This is a genomic window from Sulfurimonas iocasae (assembly GCF_047716755.1).
Lineage (GTDB): Bacteria > Campylobacterota > Campylobacteria > Campylobacterales > Sulfurimonadaceae > Sulfurimonas.
In genome coordinates this window covers 355,405-370,789 of sequence record NZ_CP180409.1, presented here as the reverse complement: position 1 = coordinate 370,789, position 15,385 = coordinate 355,405, and the positions used below count along the sequence as shown (strand labels likewise).

The following is a 15,385-nucleotide window of genomic DNA, read 5'->3' as shown; positions in this document are numbered from 1 at the left end:
ATCCTTAAAATTTGTAAGTAATTCCTGTAGAAATCATTAGCACATTACCGTTTGAGAATTCACCTGTTACAGTATCGTTAGCATTTTCATTATTTACACTTCTGCTTTGTCTCATTGAGTAAAGAGCGGCTAAACCAACTTCAACTTTATCATTAACTTGGTAACGTCCACCCAGAGACACTGAGAAACTATTTGAATCTGGAAGTTCATAACTTATTGTCTCATCTGGAACCGGTGTTTCATCATAAACCATACCTGCCATTAGTGTCATACTATCGAGCTCTTGCGTTATACCTAAACGAAAAGTATTTGTATCTTTCCAATTTTTTGGTTTTGCTGTTCCAAACACAGCTTCCGCTGTTGCATCAGTATATTCAAAATTTAATTCTTTATATGCTGACCACATATTTCTTTCATATACAAACTCTATAGTTGTTTTTGAGGGTAAAGTATATGCTAACGCTAAAGACGCAAATGCCGGCAATGGAATATTCACAGATGTATCATAGGAACCATTAATGGAAGGAGAAGGATACTTTAAATCAGCTGTTCCATCTTCTGTTAAGTTTACTTGTGAACGGTAGGTAAAAGCCATCTCTAACTCTGATGTCGGTTTATAAGCTAAAGCGAGATTATAACCATAATCAATTGAATCCCCTGTCATATCTTGATAAGCGACATTAAGAGCGGGAGTAGCTTTTACAACACCCTCTGAATGGACTATTCTAAATCCAAATGCAACAGCGACTTTATCATTAATTGGTATGGCTACTGTTGGATTAATTTCAATAATTTTAAGTGTAAATTCCTCCGCCTTGCCCATCGCAGGTTGCTCATCCCATCTTTTAGAAAGACCACCGGGTGAAGTTATGCTAAGCCCTATACGAGTCTCGCCTGCTTTACCCGAAACATAATGAACTGTCGGTACCAAAAATGATTCACTTTTAGAATTTATGTCAACATTATTAGTAGTAGTTCCCAAGCTAGTAGTAGAAGAACCTTTAAAATTAATCTGCTCAAGCCCAATATAAGTCAAATCTAGTTCCATATGGTTTTTATCTTCCATAAAAACCATATTTGCAGGATTGTAGTAAGCTGCATCTGCACTCTTATTATGTGCAATATTTGCAGCACCTAAAGCTACACCATTTAATGAAGTCTCTGGAATCTTATATCCACCCGCCATCAACATTGAACTAGCAATTAATGATAATAAAACTACTCTTTTCATTTACTTCCCCTTAAAATTTCTGCACAATACTACATAACTTTAGCTTAATTTTCCAAGGAGTAAAGTAGTTCTATTTCTTCTTTCCAAATGCTATCATCTATAGTCTCAAGTATAAGCGGGATATCATCCATTCTCTTATCATTCATAATAAAGCCAAATGCGTCTAGACCTATTTCACCTTTTCCTAGAGAGTGATGTCTGTCTTTTTTTGAACCTAGAGGTGGTTTAGAATCGTTAAGATGCATACCCATTAGGTACTCAAAACCTACAATCTTTGCGAAGTCATCCCAAGTTTTATCGTAAGACTCTCTAGTTCTTATATCATAACCGGCTACAAACATATGGCATGTATCTATACAGATTCCAACTCTGCTTTTATCTTCTACCTTATCTATAATTTGTGCTAGTTGCTCAAAGGTGTAACCAAGGTTACTTCCTTGTCCAGCTGTGTTTTCTATGACTGCTTTTACTCCGCTTGTCTTGTCAAGAGCCAGATTGATAGACTCAGAGATTATGCTTAAACACTCGTCTTCGCTAATCTGCTTTAAATGGCTTCCCGGATGAAAATTTAGTCTGTCAAGTCCAAGCTGTTCACATCTTTGAATCTCGTCTAAAAAAGCTTCTCTTGATTTTTCTAATTTTTCAGCTTCAGGATGACCAAGATTTATGAGATATGAGTCGTGTGGTAACACATGCTTAGGCAAAATTCCACTATCATCAAGCGCTCTTTTAAACTTATCTATAGTCTGGGTATCTAAATCTTTTGCAACCCACTGTCTTTGGTTTTTTGTAAATAGTGCAAAAGCTTTTGCACCTATCTTTTGTGCGTTTATTACGGCATTAAAAACTCCACCGCTAGCTGAAGTGTGTGCTCCTACAAATTTATTGCTTTTAGCCTTGCTCATTATTTTGTATCCTTAATTTTAAATATTATCTTGTTTTTTTTGTCTTTAAAGTAAATAACATTTGAACTCACTCTATAGGTTATATTTACATTCTCATCTTCTATCTTTTGCTCAAAGCCCTCTTGTGTTTGAACTCTGTTTTTTCCATCATATATAGCCTGAGCTAAAAGTATATTTTGAAGTATTTCCGATGGATATGATTCATTTAAATAGTCTTTGTTAAAACTATTCTTAGTCATACAACCCTCACTCATGCATATAAGATGGTTTATAGTTATTTTTTCTATCGCTTTGCCTGCTGTAAAGAGTTCAAGCTCTATGGATTTTTGGGAGTTTCTTAAGTAACCAAGATCTGCAAACTTTAATTTTGGTGACTTGATAATGAAGATTTTTGTTTGAGTTATCTCGTAGTTTTTTATGCTACAAGCACTAAATAAAAGAGCAAATGCTATTAGTAAGTATTTCATCTATTTTTGGATAAATTTACCACATTGCTTAACTTCTGTACCGCCAAATTCCTGAATCTCACGAGCAGTTCCATCTTTTGCTATAACTTGTCTTTTACACTCATCTTTAGCTATACATTTTTCATTTACACATCCGATATCTTCTGGAACTTGTGCCATATTTTTCCCTCGTAATTTTTATTTGAAATTATATCCATAATTTGACAACTTGTCATATTTTTAACTTCTTTATCTGATTCTCCCTATAATTACAAAATGAAAATACATATAGATATAGATTGCTTTTTTGTAAGTGCTGCGCGCATCAAAGATCCATCGCTTGAACATAAGCCTGTGGCTATTGGTGGGAGGAGTGATACTAAGATTTTCAGTAAAGATGCAAAAAAACAGACTGTAAACTTAGACAATTCCGGTTCATTTGTTCCGACTTTTTACAAAACCTATGAAGAAAAAGATGATGATTTAGATGCTTTTAAAGATGCAGATGGAAGAGTTAGAGGTATACTCACAACATCTTCTTATGAGGCTAGAGCATACGGTGTAAAAACTGCTATGAACATAAAAGAGGCTCTTGGACTATGCCCGAACTTAATCATAAAAGCACCAAATATGTCTCTTTATCAAAAACTATCTCACGAACTTCATGAGTTTTTACAATCAAAGATTCCGCTGATTGAGCAGGCTAGCATAGATGAGTTTTACGGAGATTTATCTGGCTGGATAGAAGATGATGAAGTGGAACAGTTCATAGATAACCTAAGACATGAGATAAAGAAGGTAATTAAACTTCCTGTGTCCATAGGAGCTGCAAAAACTCGCTACATTGCCAAACTTGCAACTACCGCTGCTAAACCTTTTGGAAGTAAAACAATCTATCCTCATGAGTTGGATGCTTTTATACATAATATTCCTGTTGGCGAGTTTGCTGGCATCGGTAAAAGCATGAAAAGCCGTTTTCTCTCGGCTCAGATTCACACTCTAGGCGACCTAAAGGCAAGACGTGGAACAGTTGAGTCTTGGAGTCCTTACGCAAAAGAGTTGTACAAAAGAGTAAGTGGTCTTAGCGATGCGCCCATAGAGACAACTCACAAGAGAAAGTCCATCGGAATCTCACGAACTTTTGACCCACTTCATGATAGAGCAGAACTCAGACGAAGAGTTCATATATTGGCACGGCATCTAAGCTTTGCTATTTTAAAACTAAAGGTTATACCGACTGTTTTTCATCTAAGCATCTCTTATGAGATGAGTCAAAGTTCTCATAAGAACATATCACTCTCAGAAATATTTACAGAAAAAAAGTTTGATTCTCTTTGTTTATCTCTTTTTAATGAAGCAGATAATCAAAGGCGACTTCATGTCATTCGACTTAGCATCAACTGCTCTAGCTTTACAAGAGACTCTAAAAAAGAATTATCACTCATAGGTTTTGCTGATGAGAAGAAGATGAAGGATTTAACAGACAAAACGCAGATGCTAAGAGAAAAGTATGGTATAGATGCATTAAAGTGGGGAAGTGAGTTTTAAGTAATTTATTTATGATAAAATACATTCAATGACAGATACAAAATTATTAGAACAATTTCGTTCATTTTATTTTAGAAACTATCCTAATGATATGGAGACTCAGATTGAGTACTTCGCCATATTTGGCGGGCTTGGTTTGGAAGTAGATACAACACAGCCTATTTATCTTCTTATAGAAGATTTAATCTTAGAAAATTTTACTTACTTAAATGCAAAAGTAGAAGAGCTAACCCTTGGTAATGCCATCAACAAAAGACTTCTAAATGCTTTAGCTGTTGGCGATAGAAGGATTTTTTCTGCTTTTAATAGAGCTGGACTTAACAACGGAAATGGTGGAGCGGCATTAAACTATCTTCAAGAGAGAGGTTTAGTTCAAATCGAGTACTCAAGAGAAGAACCTGCTAAAAGTCTAAACCCAAACGGAAAACTAAAAAAAGAGATAGCACGTCATAGAATCTCTCATAAAGTCCTCTTTACTCATCCATTTATTAGATTTTGGTTTTACTTTATCTACCCAAATATAAGGAATATACAAAACAAAAAATATGAGAGATTATTTGAAAGTTTAGAAAAAAAGCAAAACAGTTACACAAGTTTAGTTTTTGAAGAACTCTCAGAAGTACTACTAAACTACAACCTTAGAGATGCTCAGATACTAAGTTCGGGTAGCTACTGGGATGCAAAAATAGAGATAGACATACTTACCATTACTAATGATGAGAGAGTATATGTTGCTGAGTGTAAATGGACTAATCATCGTGTAACTAAAAAAGAGTTGCATAAGCTTCAAGAGAAATGTGAAAGACTCGGAATTGAGCCATCTCAAATAATTTTCTTTTCAAAAAGAGGATTTTCTAAAGAGTTAAAACAGAAGCAAGGTAAAGATTTGGCACTTTATAGTTCTGAGGATTTTGAAGCACTTGTAAAAAATGCTTCAAATACTCAGCAGATAAAAAACCTTTTTGACCCTTACCTTTAACTAACTATGCGAAGTGCTGTATAGGCTTCTTGTAGAAGTTGGAATTTCTGTGTATAGTGTCTTACCATATTTGGACTTTCATGAACTATCTTATCTGGATGATAGACTTTAGCTAGTTTTTTGTAGCTTTTCTTGAGTGCATCTTGACTCGCACCAACCGGACATTCAAGTACAGTATATAGGCGAATATGTTCATCATTCTTTTGACTCTTACACAAATCACCAAAACTAAAGTTTGCAAAATCACTATATAGTTTACTCATAAAATGATTGTCATAACTATACTGAATCTGATAATGTAAAATATGTCGTTTATTAAGTGCTCGTTCTAGTCGAGCTTTTGCCTTATAATCACTTACGTCTACGACTAAAGAAACATCTGTCCCACGTTCAACATAGACTTCTAACTGAGAACGTAAGTAGTTAAGTACCCACAAGTTTGGCTGATTGAGTGAAATCAAAACTGTGTTTTTATCATAAGCATAAAGATTTACCTTTATGATTTGAGGATCTTCGAGTTTTTCTAGTTCAATCTTTATAGGCTGTGTTCCATATTTTAGCATCGAACGAAGAAAAAATTTATGATCAAAGTCATGCGTTTTTGCGTGGTGTTGTGAAAGTTCGTGCAAGAATTCTTCTCTAACTTCAGTAAGTGTTTCGTTTCTAAATACCAGTACTGCTTTTGGCAAAAAAAGCATACCTCTTGCGTGATGATTTAAAAAATCTTTCATCCACGAAGTATTTAAAGTATCAAAACATGTTGTGATAAGAATCAGATTATTGCGAAGTACAATTTCCATAGACCTACCTTTTTTTTAGATATCTTAACTTGCAAAAGCAAAAAAAGTTCCAAAATCACATTATTGAGATATTATGCCGTATTTAGATGGTTTTCTATCTCTTAAAAGTCCCCAATACTCTCTTTGCTTAGCGTTATCTTCTAAATCAAACTCTGCATATATAATTTCTTCTTTGTCTCTCGATGCTTCGGCAATTTTTGCACCTGTGTAGTCTGTTATAAAAGATGAACCGTAAAAAGTCAAAGAACAACTCTCTCCAACTTCTTCACCTATTCTGTTTGCTACTACAAGAGGAACTGTATTTGTTGCAGCGTGACCCATTTGAACACGTTGCCAATGCTCTTTTGAGTCAAGGTGAATCTCAGGCTCACTTCCTATGGCAGTAGGATAAAAAATAATTTCAGCGCCCATAAGAGTCAAAGCTCTTGAACTCTCACAAAACCACTGATCCCAGCAGATGCCCGCACCAATTTTTCCATAAGCTGTATCGTAAACCTTAAAGCCTGTATCTCCTGGTTTAAAGTAGAACTTCTCTTCATATCCGGGACCGTCTGGTATGTGGGTTTTACGGTAATTATCCATTACTTCCCCACTTGCATCTATAACAACCAAAGAGTTAAAATAACTTTCTTCACTTTTTTCAAAATAACTAACTAATATAACCACACTCAACTCTTTTGCCAGTAAAGAAAACTGTTTTATTAGTTTGTTGTTTTTAAGCTCAGATGCTAAAGAGAAATATTTTTCATCCATATCTTTACAAAAGTAAAGGGATGAAAAGAGTTCCGGTAAAAGTATGATTTGCGCACCGTTTGCATGAGATTCACGCACATATGCTTCTGCCTTTGAAACATTAGCACTCTCATCTTCACTCATCTGCATCTGGATAGCTGAAACTTTTACCATAATACTACTAGCCTCTGCTAGTTACTTCAAGAAGGTGGTAACCAAACTGAGTTTGAACTGGTCCATAAAGAACTCCAACATCACCGCTGAAAACAACTTTATCAAACTCTGGAACCATTTGTCCAGGACCAAACTGACCTAAATCTCCACCTTGTGCACCTGATGGGCACTGAGATTTTGTCTGCGCTATTTCTTCAAACGGTGTTCCATCTTCTATCTCTACTTTTAAAGCATTACACTCATCCTCACTCTCTACTAAAATATGTCTTGCTGTTGCGTAAGCCATAAATATCCTTTTTGTTTTTGTAATGCAATTCTACAATAATTTATAAAATACTTTTCAAATACTCAGCAATCCTAAAAGAATTTGCATAGATTGTCCAAGTGTATGGAACACTTCCACCTGTTGGCATAAAGCTGGCATCTGTAACATAGAGGTTATCTAACTCATGTGCTTTGCAGTTTTTGTCTAAGACTGAAGTTTTTGCATCACTACCAAAACGACAACCTCCTGCCACAAGATTTGGCGGAGGTGAGCTTGTGATGCTAGAAGATATCTCAGTAGCTCCCATTTTCTTTAAAACCTTCTCAGCTCTTGATGCCAGATGCTCTCCCACCTCAACATCTCTTTTATGTCCGTAAAGATTTATAGCTCCAACTGCTACTCCGTACTTGTCTTTTACTTTTTCATCAACACTTACAAAGGTATGGTCTGTTGGAAGCCAGTCGTTAAAAACTTCAAAGGTGAGAACTCTTGAAGTTGTAAGAGTTTTATGTATTTTTTCTTGGAGCTTTTTGCCCCATAAGATATTGCCATTGTCATCATAGAACTCTCTGGATGCACGAGATATTATATTTGAGTGTTCAAACAGAAAGTCTATTGTTCCACCTTTATATTTTTTACCCTTATTTTCATACTCATACCAATCTTGCAAAGAACGGTTAAAAAATAGACCTGGAGTCATAAGCTCTTTAAATTCAGATGCACTAAGATTCTCCATATTCAGTCTACCAGTTCCAGCTCCGCCTCCTGAAAATATAAGATTTTTCCCGACTTGATTTGAGTTGTTTGCCAACCCATTTGGAAAATACTTATTTTTTGAATTTAGCAGAAGTCTTGAACTCTCAATAGCTTGAGCTGCCACTACAAAAATTCTAGCATCTATAGAGTGAGATTTCATATCTTTGTCATAGTAATGAGCTTTAGTGATTTTTGTTTTATCGCTATCAAGTCTATAGACAAAAGCTTCGCTGATTATCTTTGCATCACACTTTTGAAGCAGAGCAGCTCTCGCACTTCCCTTTGCTCCGGTTGCACAACCGTAACTTCCACAAAAGTTAGAGTATGAACAAGAGTTTCTACTAAGTGCAGGAGTTGAGAGAATAGCTCTTGGTGTGTTAAAACTTTTGTATCCCAACTCTTTGCATGACGCATCAAACCATCTTGTTGCACCGTTAACTTCTAGGGCTTGATACTCCATACCATCGCCAGAGACTCCGACAACTTTTTTTACTTTTTCATAGTAAGGTTCTAACTCTTTATAAGAGATAGGCCAGTCAACAACATTTGCCCCATCTATCTCTCCATAAACACTTTTTAGTCTAAAGTCATTTGTTTGCATCTTATGAAAATAACCACTCATAAGATTTGATGAGCCTCCGACCATAGAACCATTCCAAAAGTTCCAACCGCTCTTAGCTCCCTCGTATCTCTCTATCGTTCCATCTTTGGTACGAGTATTTATAACATGCTGTTCATCTTTAAGTAGCGGTATAAACTTGTCTCTACGTGAGACTGCAAGTTCATCTTTTGAAAAGTCCTCTTCTTTATAGTACTTTCCTTTTTCAAGAACTACTACACTAAAGCCTGCGTTTGAGAGCTCATACGCTATTGGAGAAGCCCCTGCTCCGCTTCCAACTATACAAATATCGTACTTCATAGCAGAGGCTCTTTTGGACGAGGCAGTCCAGATACATGGTTTAGCCATTTCCATCCACTTTCATTTCTGTTTACGCCATAAATAGTATCGCCTAAAACCGCTTCATAAATAAATCTGAGCATCACATCTATCCAATTTTCACCCCAAGTGTAAGTAGCGATAGACTCTAGAGTTTTTTGACGCTCATTTGAGTTTAGCTTTATGTATGGTTTTTTATATAGTTTCATTGCCTCTTCATCCAACCAAATAGCTCCATTTTTTATATACCTTTTTGACTCTTCATCAACACGAGAGTGAGTTAAGATGAGGCTCAAATATGCTCTTGAATTTATCTCTTTAAATCTAGGAGCACTTTGTAAATCTCCATACAAATCTCTTTGAGCTAAAGAGAGTGTATCAAGAACAGATGCAGATGCAAAAAGTTCTGTGTGAGGAAGAACAAGAGCAGTGGTGCTAAAAGCAGTCTTTTTTAAAAAAGTACGTCTGGTTTTTAAAAACATAAGATTATTATACTATACAAAAAATATTTATCATTATTGACATCTTATTTATAAATTGATATCATACCGTTATATATTTTTATATACAGAGGTTTAGTGTGGAAATTGAAGGTCGCATCTGGTTTAAAAAAGATGGTAAAAACTTACTTGGCAATGGTAGAGTTGAACTTCTCGAGAAGATTGATGAGCATGGCTCTATATCAAAAGCATCAAAGGCTATGAAGATGAGCTACAAGGCTGCCTGGGATATGGTAGATGCTATGAATAATCTCTCTGATGAACCTTTAGTCCAAAAAGTTACAGGTGGAAAAAACGGTGGCGGTGCACAAATAACCAAAGTCGGAAAAGAGCTTATAAACACATTTAAAAAGTTTAAAGAGTTTTATAAGGCTCTCTTGCTTGAAGTAGATGAAGATGAACTAAGTCAAGACAACCATCTCTCTCTTATTCGTAAACTTCATATGAAAAGCAGTTCTCGCAACATGATAACAGGCTACATAAAAGAGTTTAGTACTGCGGAGTATAACACTAAGTTAGAGCTTAGCATCTCCGAAGATACTTCACTCTTTGCCATCATTCCAACTGCAACATTTATAGATATGCATCTAAAAAAAGGAGATAAAGTTTTTGCTCTTGTTCAAGAAAGCTCTATCATGCTCTCAACCGCACAACTCCATGGCATCAGTGCAAGGAACATGATTAAAAGCACTATTTCAGCTCTTAAAACAGATGCTGTAAGTACTGAAGTAAAACTCTCCATTGGTAAAAATACTCTAACTTCAGCCATAAGCAATGAATCGTTAGAATCACTTAACTTGCAAATTGGTCAAGAAATTTATGCCATCATAAAAGCTACAGATATCATCGTTAGCATCTAAGGAAATTTAATGAAAAAACTATTAATATTATTAGCACTTAGCATCTCAATTGTAAATGCTGGAACTATCAGCGTGGCAGTAGCAGCAAATGTGAGCTATGCTATAGAGGACTTAAAAAAAGAGTTTAACAAGACTCATCCAAACACAAAAGTAAGAGTAACTCTCGGAAGCAGCGGAAAGCTAACAGCGCAGATAAAACATGGTGCTCCATATCAGTTATTTATGTCTGCAAACATGAAATATCCGCAAGCGTTATATAAAGAAAAAATAGCGATAACACAACCCAAAGTTTATGCTTTAGGTTCATTAGCAATTTTGAGTAACAAAAAAAGAGATTTAAGTGATGGCATCTATATACTTCAAAGTAAAGAAGTATCAAAAATAGCAATAGCCAATCCAAAAACTGCTCCTTATGGCATAGCAGCTATGCAAGCTATAACAAATGCTAAGATTAAAAATGATGTCAAGAGTAAGTTTGTCTACGGAGAGTCTATCTCTCAAACTGTATCTTACGCTGTAACAGCCGCAGACATAGGAATCATTGCAAAGTCTTCACTATACTCTAAAAATATGTCAAAATACAAAGAGAACATAAACTGGATAGCAGTAGATTCAAAACTATATACTCCCATAAAACAAGGTATAGTTATGTTAAAAGAGGATAAAGAGGTAAAAGCTTTTTATGACTTTATAATCTCAAAAGATGCAAAGAAGATATTTCAAAACTACGGATACTTACTGCCATGAATAAGTTTTATGCAAAAATCACAAAAATCCAAAGCGTAGAAAATTTAAACATAGTATATTTTGATTTTTGTAATCAAACCCTTAGTATGATGAGTCTGGATTTAAATGAAAAAGTAAAAATCGGATGCGAAGTTATACTAACTGCAAAACCAACTCATATAGCCATAGCAAAGGAGTTTAGCGGAGATATCAGTTACTCTAATCAGCTAGCTGCAAAGATAATAGAGATAAATAACGGTGAACTTTTAAGCAGTATAAAACTAAGCACCGCAGATGCTACGTGCGAGAGTGTCATAACTAAAAACTCATCTACAAGAATGAACTTGAAAAAGGGAGACAATGTTACTCTCTTTATAAAAGCAAGTGAGTTGTCAATTAAGGAGATTTTAGAATGTTAGAGGTGCTTCAATCTATCAATTTAACTCCATTTACACTATCTTTTAAACTCGCAGGAATCACTACTCTTATACTTTTTGTATTATCCTTGCCTCTTGCTTGGTGGCTCTCTCAAACCCGCTCTAAAAGCAAACCTGTTTTAGAAGCTATAACTGCCCTTCCTATAGTTCTTCCTCCATCAGTTTTGGGTTTTTACATTCTTATAGCTCTTTCTCAAAACTCTCCTATCGGTGCTTTTTTTGATGAGTATTTTGGAATAAAACTCGTTTTTAATTTTAGCGCTCTTGTGATTGCGAGCTGTTTTTACTCTCTTCCCTTTATGGTTCAACCACTTCAAAGCGGCTTTGAATCTATCAACAAAAACATGCTTGAGGCTTCTTACATAAGTGGAAAGAGTAAGTTTGAAACCATATTCAGAGTTGCACTGCCAAATATGAAACCAGCTCTTTTAACTGCCATTATCGTGACATTTGCTCATACTGTTGGAGAGTTTGGAGTAGTACTTATGGTAGGTGGAAGTATCCCTGATGAGACAAAAGTAGCATCTGTAGCCATCTATGAAATGGTTGAGATTATGGACTATTCTTCTGCGCATATATATAGTGCCCTTATGGTAGTTATGAGCTTTTTAGTTCTTCTGAGTGTCTACATCTTTAACCATAAAAACAATAATAAATTTGCCGGATTTCATAAATGATAAAAATAGATATAATTAAAAAACTACACGGTTCACAATCAGATATGCAACTAGACATAAACCTTAACATCAAAGAGGGAGAGTTTTTAGCATTAAGCGGAAAAAGCGGAAGTGGAAAGACTACACTTCTTCGCATCTTAGCAGGACTCGAAGATGCATCGGGGAACATAAAAGTAGCAAAAGAGAGTTGGCTAGATGCAAAAAAACAATTACCACCTCAAAAAAGAGCCATAGGTTTTGTTTTTCAAGACTATGCTCTGTTTGATAACATGAGTGTTTTGCAAAACCTGCTTTTTGTCTGCAAAGACAAAGAACTAGCTGATCATCTGCTGGAGCTTACCGAGTTATCTGAGCTTAAAAACAGACTCCCTAGCACTCTTAGCGGTGGTCAAAAACAAAGGGTTGCACTCTGTCGTGCCATGATGAATAAGCCAAAGCTTCTGCTTATGGATGAGCCGCTCTCAGCACTAGACCCAGAGATGCGAACAAAACTACAAAATGAAATCTTAACACTCCACAAAGAGTTTAATACAACCACCATCATGGTAAGTCATGATCCAAGCGAGATTTACAGACTGGCATCTAGAGTTGTAGTTTTACAAAACGGTAAAATCATAAATGATGGTACTCCAAAAGATATACTTTTGCGTACACAAGGAAGTCAAAAGTTTTCATTCTCCGGAGAGCTGTTGGATATCAAAAAAGTAGATGTTATTTTTATAGCTATCATTGCCATAGGTCAACAATTGGTCGAAGTTGTCGTGAGCGAAGATGAGGCACAAAACTTAAAAGTTGGAGGGACAATTGAAGTCAGCACAAAGGCTTTTACTCCTACTGTATCATCTTAAATTCAAAATAAAACAACAGGCTCACCTCATAAACTAGCGATAAATAAATCCTATAGTTTAAATAAAATAAGATATAATATACTATAATAATATATAAACTATGGAGTATATTGAATATGGATATCAAAAAAATTATTGGTAAAAAGGAGTTAATTTCAATTACTGATTTAGATTTATTTGACCTTGATGCTAAGGTTGATACGGGAGCAGATTCTAGTGCTTTGCATTGTGATCATATAGAGATAGATAAAGATAATATGGTTCATTTTCATCTACTTGATGAAGTTCATGCCTCATATCATGGTAAAAAAATGGTTATGCCTTTACACAAAATCAAAAAAGTAAGAAGTTCTAACGGGGAATTGCAAGATAGACCATCTATTAAAGTAAGTGTCGATTTTTTTGGAAAGAAATATAAAACAATTATCTCTTTAACAAATCGAGCAGATATGAAATACCCAATGCTAATTGGAAGAAGATTTTTAAGCGGTAAGTTTTTAGTTGATGTTTCACAAGAATATCTATCAAAAGAAAAAAAAGAAAAAGGGAAAAAATGAGAGTCTATATATTATCAAGAAATAAAGAGTTGTATTCAACGAAAAGATTAGTAGAAGCGGCAGAGCAAAAGGGTTGGGAAGTCAGAGTAATTGACTACTTAAAATGTTCTATTGAAATTATGAAGGGAAAATTGAAAATCAACTATTTAGGTGAACAGTTACCGGCTCCAGATGCTATTATTCCAAGGATTGGAGCGAGCAGAACATTTTATGGTACTGCGATGGTTAGACATTTTGAGGTAATGGATGTTTTTAGTACATCTGGTAACTTAGCTATTGCTAGAAGTAGAGATAAACTTAGAAGCCTGCAAGTACTTTCAAAACATAATGTAGATATGCCAAAAACAGTTTTTGCGTCAAATAAATCAAGTGCAAAAGATATAATCGCTTTAAGTGGTGGAGCACCGCTTGTTCTTAAAATACTTGAAGGTACACAAGGTGTTGGTGTAGTTTTAGTAGATACTGAAAAAGCTGCAAAATCTGTTTTAGATGCATTTTACGGAATGGATGTAAACTTACTTGTTCAAGAGTTCATTGAAGAAGCTGGTGGAGCAGATATTAGAGTTCTTGTTGTTGGTGGTGAGATTGTAGGTGCTATGAAGCGTCAAGGTGCAGCCGGAGAGTTTAGATCAAATCTTCACCAAGGCGGAAGTGCTACTGCTCACAAACTTACTCGTAAAGAAAAAGCAACTGCATTAGCAGCAGCAAAAGCTATGGGACTTGGAGTATGTGGTGTCGATATGATTCCATCTGCGCGTGGACCACTTGTTATGGAAGTAAACTCTTCTCCTGGTTTAGAGGGTATTGAGAAATCTACAAATATTGATATTGCTGGAAAGATTATGGATTATATAGAAAAAAATGTAACTCCTACTTCTGAAGTAAATACGAAAAAAAGAAAAATTAAAAGAGATAGTATAGGAGCATAAATGCCTAATTCAAGCTTTATTTTAGGTGGTGTTGAAGTCTTAAGAGGCACTAATGTAACTATAAATATTGAATTACCAAAACTTTATAACACGCCAACACAATTGCCCGTTCGAGTAATTCGTGGCAAAAAAGATGGTCCTGTAGTATTTATTAGTGCGGCTATACACGGTGATGAACTTAATGGTATTGAGATTATTAGAAGGTTTAGGAAACTAAATATTCTTAAAAAGATAAAAGGTACTGTCATTTTAGTTCCTGTTGTAAATGTATATGGGATGATGAACTTATCAAGATATTTACCAGATAGAAGAGATTTAAATAGAAGTTTTCCTGGTAGTTCTAAAGGTTCTTTAGCTGGAAGAGTTGCAAAAATATTCTTTGATGAAATCGTAAAAAAGTGTGATTTAGGAATAGACTTGCATACAGCATCTATTCATAAATCTAATCTTCCGCAAGTAAGAACAAACACTGATAATGAATACACTTTTAAACTTGCAAAAGCTTTTGGTGCACCAGTTGTTTTACACTCTGAGTTAAGAGATGGTTCACTTCGCGCGGTCGCCCAAGAACAAGGTGTACCAATATTGCTCTATGAAGCAGGAGAAGCACTTCGTTTTGATGAGACTTCTATTCGCATTGGTGTACAAGGTTTGGTTAATGTACTTAGAGAAAATGAAATGCTTCCTAAGGTTTTAAGAAAAACAGCCAGAAAACTCCCAATAGTTACAAAAAGTAGTAAATGGATAAGAGCTACTGAGAGTGGGATGTTAAGAACAATCAAAGCACTTGGTGATACTGTAGAGAGAAATGAAGTTATTGCATATATAGATGAGCCGTTAGGAGATGATAGTTTTGAGATACTTTCACCTTTTGATGGAGTAATTATAGGAAAGTCTGAAATACCTCTTATTCAAGAAGGTGATGCTATCTTTCATATAGCCAAATTCAATAATCTTGAAGTAGCAGAAAATAAAATCGAACATTTTAATGAAAATATGATTGAGCAGAGTGAGTTTCATGAACTTAATAATGAAGAGATTATAGAGTAGTAATATAAAGATATAAATTACTACACTC

The 15,385-nt window shown here is 35.2% G+C and carries 19 protein-coding genes; 10 read left to right on the top strand and 9 right to left on the bottom strand.

Annotated features, from left to right (window positions below; all coding sequences use genetic code 11):
• Positions 1-4: 4 nt before the first annotated feature.
• From ACLHDE_RS01960 to ACLHDE_RS01945, 4 genes are read right to left on the bottom strand one after another with little or no spacing between them, the layout of a single operon-like run.
• Positions 5-1,231: an OmpP1/FadL family transporter gene (locus tag ACLHDE_RS01960; RefSeq protein WP_415397482.1), complete on the bottom strand. Its 1,227-nt coding sequence runs from the start codon at positions 1,229-1,231 to the stop codon at positions 5-7.
• A 44-nt stretch (positions 1,232-1,275) separates the two neighbouring features.
• Positions 1,276-2,136 (bottom strand): deoxyribonuclease IV, encoded by an 861-nt coding sequence (gene nfo, locus ACLHDE_RS01955; protein WP_415397481.1) that lies wholly within the window; start codon positions 2,134-2,136, stop codon positions 1,276-1,278.
• A complete protein-coding gene (locus ACLHDE_RS01950; RefSeq protein WP_415397480.1) occupies positions 2,136-2,603 on the bottom strand; it encodes a hypothetical protein in 468 nt (155 codons plus the stop codon). The genes nfo and ACLHDE_RS01950 overlap by 1 nt, the downstream gene beginning before the upstream one ends.
• Positions 2,604-2,762: a hypothetical protein gene (locus ACLHDE_RS01945; protein ID WP_415397479.1), complete on the bottom strand. Its 159-nt coding sequence runs from the start codon at positions 2,760-2,762 to the stop codon at positions 2,604-2,606.
• A 96-nt stretch (positions 2,763-2,858) separates the two neighbouring features.
• On the opposite strand from ACLHDE_RS01945, the gene ACLHDE_RS01940 reads away from it, so the two are divergent.
• Entirely contained in the window at positions 2,859-4,130 is a 1,272-nt protein-coding gene (locus tag ACLHDE_RS01940; RefSeq protein WP_415397478.1) for a Y-family DNA polymerase, read from the top strand.
• Between the two features lie 28 nt (positions 4,131-4,158).
• Positions 4,159-5,109, top strand: coding sequence for a DUF234 domain-containing protein (locus ACLHDE_RS01935; RefSeq protein WP_415397477.1), 951 nt, complete (start codon positions 4,159-4,161; stop codon positions 5,107-5,109).
• Here the strand turns inward: ACLHDE_RS01935 and ACLHDE_RS01930 are convergent.
• Genes ACLHDE_RS01930 through ACLHDE_RS01910 form a run of 5 tightly spaced genes read right to left on the bottom strand, consistent with a single transcriptional unit; the run spans position 5,106 to position 9,255 of the window.
• The gene (locus tag ACLHDE_RS01930) at positions 5,106-5,909 is read right to left on the bottom strand and encodes a J domain-containing protein (RefSeq protein WP_415397476.1); all 804 of its coding nucleotides are present in this window, start codon (positions 5,907-5,909) and stop codon (positions 5,106-5,108) included. The genes ACLHDE_RS01935 and ACLHDE_RS01930 overlap by 4 nt on opposite strands.
• A gap of 60 nt (positions 5,910-5,969) precedes the next feature.
• Complete coding sequence (gene aguB / locus ACLHDE_RS01925) at positions 5,970-6,815, bottom strand: N-carbamoylputrescine amidase (protein ID WP_415397475.1); 846 nt, start codon at positions 6,813-6,815, stop codon at positions 5,970-5,972.
• Positions 6,816-6,822: 7 nt separating this feature from the next.
• A complete protein-coding gene (locus ACLHDE_RS01920; RefSeq protein ID WP_415397474.1) occupies positions 6,823-7,101 on the bottom strand; it encodes a peptidylprolyl isomerase in 279 nt (92 codons plus the stop codon).
• A gap of 40 nt (positions 7,102-7,141) precedes the next feature.
• Positions 7,142-8,755, bottom strand: coding sequence for a GMC oxidoreductase (locus ACLHDE_RS01915; protein ID WP_415398557.1), 1,614 nt, complete (start codon positions 8,753-8,755; stop codon positions 7,142-7,144).
• Positions 8,752-9,255 carry a hypothetical protein gene (locus tag ACLHDE_RS01910; RefSeq protein ID WP_415397473.1) on the bottom strand — a complete coding sequence of 168 codons (504 nt, stop codon included), beginning with the start codon at positions 9,253-9,255 and terminating at the stop codon, positions 8,752-8,754. Before ACLHDE_RS01910 ends, ACLHDE_RS01915 begins: the two co-directional genes overlap by 4 nt.
• A gap of 98 nt (positions 9,256-9,353) precedes the next feature.
• Between ACLHDE_RS01910 and ACLHDE_RS01905 the strand changes: the two genes are divergently transcribed.
• The 8 genes from ACLHDE_RS01905 (at position 9,354) to ACLHDE_RS01870 (ending at position 15,357) form a co-directional block, all read left to right on the top strand.
• Positions 9,354-10,133, top strand: a complete 780-nt coding sequence (locus ACLHDE_RS01905) for a TOBE domain-containing protein (RefSeq protein WP_415397472.1) — start codon at positions 9,354-9,356, stop codon at positions 10,131-10,133.
• 9 nt (positions 10,134-10,142) lie between these two features.
• Positions 10,143-10,880 carry a molybdate ABC transporter substrate-binding protein gene (gene modA, locus ACLHDE_RS01900; protein ID WP_415397471.1) on the top strand — a complete coding sequence of 246 codons (738 nt, stop codon included), beginning with the start codon at positions 10,143-10,145 and terminating at the stop codon, positions 10,878-10,880.
• On the top strand, positions 10,877-11,278 hold the full coding sequence (locus ACLHDE_RS01895; protein WP_415397470.1) for a TOBE domain-containing protein: 402 nt from the start codon (positions 10,877-10,879) through the stop codon (positions 11,276-11,278). The genes modA and ACLHDE_RS01895 overlap by 4 nt, the downstream gene beginning before the upstream one ends.
• On the top strand, positions 11,272-11,973 hold the full coding sequence (gene modB / locus ACLHDE_RS01890) for a molybdate ABC transporter permease subunit (protein WP_415397469.1): 702 nt from the start codon (positions 11,272-11,274) through the stop codon (positions 11,971-11,973). The genes ACLHDE_RS01895 and modB overlap by 7 nt, the downstream gene beginning before the upstream one ends.
• A complete protein-coding gene (locus tag ACLHDE_RS01885; protein ID WP_415397468.1) occupies positions 11,970-12,821 on the top strand; it encodes an ABC transporter ATP-binding protein in 852 nt (283 codons plus the stop codon). Before modB ends, ACLHDE_RS01885 begins: the two co-directional genes overlap by 4 nt.
• A gap of 116 nt (positions 12,822-12,937) precedes the next feature.
• On the top strand, positions 12,938-13,378 hold the full coding sequence (locus tag ACLHDE_RS01880) for an ATP-dependent zinc protease (protein WP_415397467.1): 441 nt from the start codon (positions 12,938-12,940) through the stop codon (positions 13,376-13,378).
• Complete coding sequence (gene rimK, locus ACLHDE_RS01875; RefSeq protein WP_415397466.1) at positions 13,375-14,307, top strand: 30S ribosomal protein S6--L-glutamate ligase; 933 nt, start codon at positions 13,375-13,377, stop codon at positions 14,305-14,307. The genes ACLHDE_RS01880 and rimK overlap by 4 nt, the downstream gene beginning before the upstream one ends.
• Positions 14,308-15,357 (top strand): succinylglutamate desuccinylase/aspartoacylase family protein, encoded by a 1,050-nt coding sequence (locus ACLHDE_RS01870; RefSeq protein WP_415397465.1) that lies wholly within the window; start codon positions 14,308-14,310, stop codon positions 15,355-15,357.
• Positions 15,358-15,385: the final 28 nt, after the last annotated feature.